Source organism: Bacteroides sp. UBA939, from assembly GCF_002293435.1.
Taxonomy (GTDB): Bacteria; Bacteroidota; Bacteroidia; order Bacteroidales; family Bacteroidaceae; genus Bacteroides.
Map to the genome: position 1 here is coordinate 1 of NZ_DBDF01000142.1, position 7,998 is coordinate 7,998.

Here is a 7,998-nt window from a genome sequence, read left to right on the forward strand (position 1 = left end):
AAATTCTCATTTATAGTAAAAATAATTATTACGAAGTATTTACACTATGAATAATGTAGGTTATCTCCTTTTTGGGGTACTTTTATTATTTTCCTGCGGAAGGCCAGTACATTCGCTAATGTGTCTTTTAGCCACTGTAAAAAAAGAAATCCCTTTTTGGGCGTATCATTGTAAACTATTTGCTGTTCTATTACTTTTAAGGCAACTAATTGATTATTCACTAAGCAACAATACGCTTATCTGTGCAAGTATGATGGTCATAACTGCTGTATCGCTGAGAAGTTACCCGAATCCGACTGGACATATTATATCTACGCCATTTGCGTGGGATATAGTGTGGAAAAAACATGTTCCTTGTTTTTTTATATCAACCTGTATACAAACAGCCGATTTTTATGTACATTTGCATAGTCCAACGAAACAACGACTGATTATGAAATACTTAAATCCTAAAGCAGACCTGACTTTCAAGCGCGTGTTCGGCGAGCACCCCGACCTGGTGATGAGCCTGCTCAATGCCCTGCTTCCGCTAACCGCAGAACAGGAGATTACGGAAATAGAATACCTTCCTTCGGAAATGGTTCCTGATAATCCCTTACGCAAGAACAGCATTGTCGACGTGCGCTGCAAAGACAGGAACGGGCGACAATTTATCGTAGAGATGCAAATGATCTGGTCTCCCGAATTCAGGCAAAGGGTGTTGTTCAACGCTTCCAAGGCGTACGTACGCCAGATCGGCGTGGGCGAGCAGTACGAACTGTTGCAGCCGGTGTATTCGCTTAATCTGGTAAATGAGATCTTTGAACCCGACCTGGAAGGCTACTACCATTACTATCGCATGGTACATGAGGAGAATTCGGACAAGATAATCGAAGGACTGCAACTGATTTTCGTGGAACTTCCCAAGTTCACCGCCCAGAATTATTCCGAAAAGAAAATGCTGGTGTTATGGCTTCGCTATCTGACGGAGATAGATGAAAATACACGGCAGGTGCCGGCGGAATTACTGGCCAATCCTGAAGTGAAGAAGGCCGTAACGGCATTGGAAGAGTCCGCTTTCAGCGAAGCGGAGTTATTGGGGTATGAAAAATTCTGGGATATTATCAGTGTTGAAAAAACATTGTATAATAGTGCGGAACGAAAAGGTTTGGCAGCAGGAATGGCGGCAGGAATGGCGGCAGGATTTGAAAAGGGTAAAGCGCAAGGCAAAGCGGAAGGCAAAGCAGAAGGTAAAGCAGAAGGTAAAGCAGAAGGTAAAGCAGAAGAACAACGTTTTATTGCCGCAAATTTAAAAAAGCAGGGTATAGCTTTTGAAATAATCTCCCAGTGTACAGGGTTGTCCTTGGAAGATATAGCTGCACTATAGCAAATATAGTTACATTAAAACGACTTACGAACTGTTTTTTCTGTCCCGTTCCGTACAGATTTTGCATAGAACGGAATTGGTAGTTGTTTCGCAGGGATACAACGGAAATCAACTGAAATATGTAAATGATGCAGCTACTGATCCTCTTTACAATGGAGCATTGAGTCCCCTTCTAAAAGTGCAATTTAGCACTTTTACCCCCCTCAGAAGTATTTGTGGCCGTTAAATTCTGACAAAAAAGACTTTTGAAGTGAACTCAGCATTTAATTTCGTGAACGACTACAATAATAGTACAGGGACAGAGGTAAGCAATCGACCAACTCCGTATTGTAAGATACAATACGGAGTTGGTATATTAGCCTTCCTTATATCTGTTTTTCAGATACTTGCTAATTTTCAGAATCTCGTCAATCCTTCAATCCCGACTCAGACACCTTTTCTCCTTTAGCCGTAAACATCCGTATTTGTGATGCATTCTCAATAGCTTTCACAGCAATATCCTTCACATTGGCTTCGGCGCGATTGGTTTTATCCGTATATTCTTTCAATTGTACCTGTTGTTCCTTTATTTTCTCTTGCAGCGAGGCAATCATTTGGTCTTTCAAACGAATATCGGCTTCATTTTGTTTCTCCATCAATTTGATGTCAAAACCATATTTCGTTTGGAGTTGCTTGGTGATTTCTGCCTCTTTATCTTTCAAAGCCTTTTCCATTTTGGCAGGGAATTCGGCATTACTCTTTCGTAGTTCGGACAGTTCGGCTTCCGCATTCTTTAGGTTTTGTTCGCGGGAAGAAAACTCTTGTTCAAACTGTACTTTCTTGATGATAAGTTCTTTCTCGAGCAGGTTTTTCTTCGAGTCATATTCATCTTGTTCTTTTTGCCGTTGTTTCTTCAGGTTGTATGCATATTCCTCTTCTTCACGCTTCCGGGATTTAGTCAATGCATCAGAGTATTCTTTCTCTTCCGCCTTTTGCTTGGCTTTCTCTACTTCCCATTGTTCTTTTTTTACCGCAATTTCGTTAGTAAAGGCATCTCCCTTATCCTTCATCTCCTTCTCGAAAGTTTCTTTCTTTTCCTTTTGGGTCAGTAGCATGGCAGCTAATGAATCGGTGTTTGCCGACAAAGAATACAAATCTTCAAGCGATTTCTTTTCCACTGCAATTGCAGCGCGGATATCTTCCAACTGTTTAAATTCATTGCTCAAACTTTGCTGAATCTCATCCAGTGAATTGTTCAGACTGGATTTGAGAGTAGCGATACTTTTTACGATCCCTTCGTTGGAAATGCTTGTTACTTTCTCCAACGTTTCTTTCTTTAGCCTTTCTTCCTGAACTTGTTTAGGCACATTGGCTTTCGCATTTTGCACATTTTGCAGCAATGCTTCATAAGCCTTTAGGATTTCGGCCTTTGTACTTTTCTCTGATACTTCCATATTGCTTTTATTTATGATGGTTATTATTATGAGTTGCTCATTGTTATAAGCCATGAGTCGCAAACTTACAAAAAAAACATTTCGGCAATCTTTTATCACATTTATTTCGACGCTTTCATTGCTTGGATAATGGCGGAAGTGTATTGAACCGCCCATGTTGCCTGAACCAATATTTCACTTGTGAACTACTTTCCTTTATATTCCGATGGGTTTACTCCATACTTCTTTTTGAAACACTTGCTGAAGTACTTCGGGTCATTGAATCCCGTCATATAGGCTATGGAGGAAACATTAAACTCTCCGCTCTCAATAAGTTGCGCAGCGCGTTTAATCCGCATTTCACGGATAAAGTCAACGGGTGATAGTCCTACTATGCTCTTCAGTTTCTGGTAGAATACAGATCGCCCCATACCTATTTCTTGTGCGAATTCGTCAATTGTAACTTCCGAATTATCCATTTGTCGCTCCATTATTTCCATTACTTTCTCCATGAATTGGTCGTCGAATGGAGTGATTTGCGGTTGGCATGGTTCTATGTCCGTGAAAGTTACGGGACTCTTTTTCTGTTTTTCAATCCATTGTTCCAGATAGAGTTCCTGAAGTAGTTTGCGTTGCCGGAGCAGGGCTTTGATTCGGGTTTTCAGATAGGTTGAACTGAACGGCTTGGTTATATAGTCGTCAATGCCTTGCTCCAGACCGGAAATACGATCGTCCAATGACGATTTGGCGGAAAGAAGAATAATAGGTATGTGGCAAATGTCCCGGTTTTCTTTCACGGCTTTGGCCATATCCAGACCATCCATAACGGGCATCATGATGTCACTGATGATGAAATCCGGTATGTATTGTAAAGCACATTCCAATCCTTCCTGTCCATTGGTGGCTTCAATGACCTTATAGGTGGCGGACAGGATATCATTTAAGAAACCCCTGAGTTCCACATTGTCTTCTACTATTAACACGGAGATTTGTTCTTCGTCACTCTTCTCCGAGTCAGAGTCACTCTTCTCCGGGTCAAAGTTATCTTTCTCCGGGTCAGAATCTTTCTTCTCCGAATCAGAACCATTCCTTTCAGGGTCAGAATCTTTCTTCTCCGAATCAGAACCATTCCTTTCCGGGCCAGAACCATTTACTTCCGCTTTTTCCTCGTGTTGGGGAACAATAGATGGAGCATCGTTCAGAATAAACTCGGCATTCTCTTTCCCTTCGTACGCCTTTGGGTCGAGCGGAAGCGTAACGATAAATTCGCTGCCTACTCCCGGACGGCTATCTACCTGAACACCTCCCTGATGCAATTCTATCAGCTCTTTGACTAACGACAGACCAATACCGGAGGACGGTTGCAGGATATTGCTATTAACCAGTGTTTCGAAGCGTTGGAAAAGAGTCTGCTGCTTCTTTAAATCAATACCGATACCTTCATCTGCTACGGAAACGGTCAGTCTTTCTTCCATCACCTTAACGTTTACCGTGATATCCTTATTGGGAGGTGTGTACTTGAATGCGTTGGACAAGAGGTTGAAGACAATCTTTTCAAATTTATCCTGATCAATCCAGGCGTATATGGTTTCCTGGTCGGATTGCAGCCGGAAGCCTATATTCTTTTCTTCGGCTATGAGCCGGAAGTTATCCATTACCCGTTGCAACAGAGCGATGACTTCCATCTTTTCCAACAACAGTTTCATCTTTTTATTCTCAATCTTGCGGAAGTCGAGTATCTGGTTTATCAACCGTAGCATACGGCTCGTATTCTTGTGTACCAGCGTGAGGTGCTTGCGGGCTTCGGGCGACAGGGGTTCATGTTCCAGAACTTCGCTGACGGGACTTGTGATGAGTGTCAACGGAGTACGCAGTTCGTGAGAGATGTTGGTGAAGAAGCGCAACTTAATGTTAGTCAATTGCTGTTCCAGATTAATCTGGTGGCGCAGCCTGTATATATAAATAAAGATATATACGATGGATGTAGTAAACAGGATGAATAGGATGACGTAGAACAATATCGCCCAGTAAGTTTCCCAGAAAGTAGGGATGACGGTTACTTTGAGGGTACGCATATTCTCGACCCACACTCCGTCGCTATTGGTTGAGAGTATCTGCAATTCGTATTCACCGTGAGGAAGGTTAATGTAGTTGGCAGTTCGGTTGTTGTCCACCTCATTCCATTTTCCTTCCAGCCCTTTCAGTCGATAGGCGTAACTGATAGTTACCGGGTCGACATAATCCAATGCAGCGAATTGAAAAGATACATTCCGTTCATTGGGTTTCAGTTTCAGTTCCCTTAAGTCGTCGATATCCAGATTTTGCTGAGTTCCCTGTATTCTCAGTCCGGTAAAAGCAATGGGCGGAACGTATGTACTCTTGTTCAGAGAGGCAGGCGTCATCTTTAAGATACCGGCTTCGGTTCCCAGCATTAGCTGATCCTGTAGTTTGACGGGTATGGCTTCACTGAAATACAATTGCTTTTGCAGAAACTTTTCATCATAATTATCGAATGTACCACTGTCCGGGTCAAACCGTGCCAAGGTGTTTTCTGATATAACCCACAATTTGTTTTGCTGGTCTTCAATCATGGACAGCACCAGGTCGGACGACAAACCGTTCTGCTTGGTATAAGTCTTGAACCGGATATGGTCGGTCAGCAAGTCATCCGACAGTATTTGATTGACTCCCCCTGTGAATGTCAACACGTACGTATTCTTCCGGCTGTCCGTATAGATATAGGTGACATCGTTGCTGCTGAGGCTGGACACTGCATCGGGCATACGTATGTTCTTATAGACTTTCGTATCCTGTGGATTGGTGAAGTTGCAGGAGAAAGTAAGCAGGCCTTCGGTGGTGCCGACGAGTAAAGTCTGGTTTACCTCTTTGATAATCCGTACTTTATTGAACTTCTCTTTGGGATAATTCAGTGTGTTCTTGCTGTGCAGGAACCGGATTTCGCCGGTCGGGGTTTCCTGTAGCAGATTTAGTCCTCCGCCGTAAGTACCGATCCATATACGTTTCCGGGAATCTTGATAGATAGAATATATGCTATTGTTGCTCAAGCTGTACGGATCGTTTTCCCGGTGGGTGTATTTCTGTATTCGGTATTGTCTGTCGCCGGTTTTATTCAGGCGGAACACTCCGTCGTATTTGCTTCCCAGCCAGATATTCCCTTGTTCATCTTCCATAAAGCAGTAGATGTTTTTGGAGAATGGGGTTTCTTGCAGGCTAACCTTTCCTTCCGGGGTGAGGTATCCTTTCAGAGTCTGGTCGGGGTTGAAGATGCGGATGAGTCCTTTCTTGTTGGCTGTCCAGAGGTTCTCCTGTTTATCAATAAAGAAAGCGCGCATCTCGAATCCGTAATCATAGGGGGCCAACTGGCACGCATTGGGAAAGAAGGATATCTTACCCATTTCAAAACTGCTGGCAAACCAGAGGTTCTTCTGGTTGTCCAGATAACAATCCAGAATGACCGGAATGAATTTAGAGTTTGGGTTGCTGTAGTCGGTATAATAGGGCTTTAGCTGTTTGCTGTTCCTGTCGTAATAGCACAGGCTGCCGTTGTGCGGCACCATCCATAGGGTTCCCTGACTATCCTCAAAGATAATATCCCTGCTTTTGCGTTCCGCCAAGGGCATATTTTCGGGAGGAGTTTGGTAATGTTGCTTTTCGCCGGTGGCTGGGTTGTAGCGTGTCACTCCGGAGGCGTGGGAGAATAGCCATAGCTCGTTGTGATTGTCTTTGAAGATATTCAATACTTCGGGCGAAGTTTGCCCCGGGGTACGGATATCTGCATGTGTGAATTGTTTCTTCAGTGCATCGAAGAAGAAGATTCCGTTGTCGGTACTGATGCTGATGGAATCTTCTCCCAAGCCCCGTATGATGTTCAGTGAAGAGTACGGGTATGGAATTGTCTGGTACTGGAGCTGTTGGGTTGGAAGGTCATAAATAGCCAGCCGGTTGTCCGAGGATATCAGGTACATTTTCTTGTTGTTCTCGGTGGCGGTTTTGAATTCTGCATCGGATGATATCTTCTTCTCTCCGATGATACGAACGCCTTTGTTGGTGCAGATCCATTCGTCACCTTCCGAGTCTTGCAGGATTGCTGATATTGTCGTTCCGGGCAGATTGCCGTTTTCCGGGCTATAGAATGTGATGGCTTCGTTGTGTTGTTCTTTGTTCCTGAATTTATGTTCATCTATCCGGAATGCGCCTTGGGCACATACAATCCAACTGATTCCTTTGGGGAGAACATACACTCTGTTGACGGTGTAGGTGATGTTTTGTTCCTTTTCGATGGGTTGGAGGATGTCGATGAATTTCTCCTGGCGGCTGTCGAACAGGTAGACTCTGTTGTCGTACGTCAGGCACCAGATATCGCAGTGCCGGTTGGGTTCGATGTTCAGCAGGCGGTTGTTGGTTAGCGTGCAGCCGTCGCCGGGGTATGCTTTGTAGTTTTTGAAGGCGTAGCCGTCGAACTTATTCAGTCCGTTCCAGGTGGAGAACCATATAAAGCCTTTGGAGTCCTGTGCAATGTGCGTGACGGATCTTTGCGATAATCCGCTGTATGTGGAGAAGTGTTGGATTTGGCAAATGGGCTGCGCGCAGAGTGCCGCAGGAATAAACAACACTATGCCAATAAGTAAAGCCAGCAGGGCATTGGAACTATTTTTCATAGATGAGTTGTTTTAAATATTTGGATAAAGGCTAACATCTCGGAGAGCTTTATTAATTGTTTTGTCAAAGATAAGTATAAAGTTCGTCACAGACAAGAATATAACCTACATTATTCATACTGTAGGAAGTAGAGAAGGTAAAGGAGTTAGAGGAGGTAAAGGAGGTAAAGGAGTTATCAGCCAACAAGTTGGCTTAGTCTGCATGAACAATGCAGGTTAGGAGTTAAAGCCAATACTCTGCACCATCAGTTATTAACTACTTGTTCTTACTACTCGCTACTAACTACTTACTACTTACTACTAACTACTAACTACTTGCTACTAACTACTTGCTACTAACTACTTACTACTAACTACTTACTACTAACTACTTACTACTAACTACTATCCCCCCCTTACAGCCTGAGAATCTGCAAAAATATCCAAATGACAACAAATAGCAATCATTTGCATTCATTATGATAGCATTATTCCGCTTTTTGCAACACACCTTGATTTATAAATTCATCTTTTAGAGTACTTGATGAATAAACAAAGAATA

Annotated in this window: 3 protein-coding genes; 1 reads left to right on the top strand and 2 read right to left on the bottom strand. The window is 43.2% G+C overall.

The window, feature by feature from the left end; genetic code table 11:
• Positions 1-433: 433 nt before the first annotated feature.
• Positions 434-1,366 (top strand): Rpn family recombination-promoting nuclease/putative transposase, encoded by a 933-nt coding sequence (locus tag B2Z67_RS08865; protein ID WP_291529464.1) that lies wholly within the window; start codon positions 434-436, stop codon positions 1,364-1,366.
• A gap of 407 nt (positions 1,367-1,773) precedes the next feature.
• On the opposite strand, the gene B2Z67_RS08870 is transcribed toward B2Z67_RS08865, so the two are convergent.
• Together B2Z67_RS08870 and B2Z67_RS08875 are read right to left on the bottom strand one after the other, a co-directional pair.
• Positions 1,774-2,799, bottom strand: coding sequence for a hypothetical protein (locus tag B2Z67_RS08870; RefSeq protein WP_291529465.1), 1,026 nt, complete (start codon positions 2,797-2,799; stop codon positions 1,774-1,776).
• A 185-nt stretch (positions 2,800-2,984) separates the two neighbouring features.
• Complete coding sequence (locus B2Z67_RS08875) at positions 2,985-7,457, bottom strand: hybrid sensor histidine kinase/response regulator transcription factor (protein ID WP_291529466.1); 4,473 nt, start codon at positions 7,455-7,457, stop codon at positions 2,985-2,987.
• Positions 7,458-7,998 lie beyond the last annotated feature (541 nt).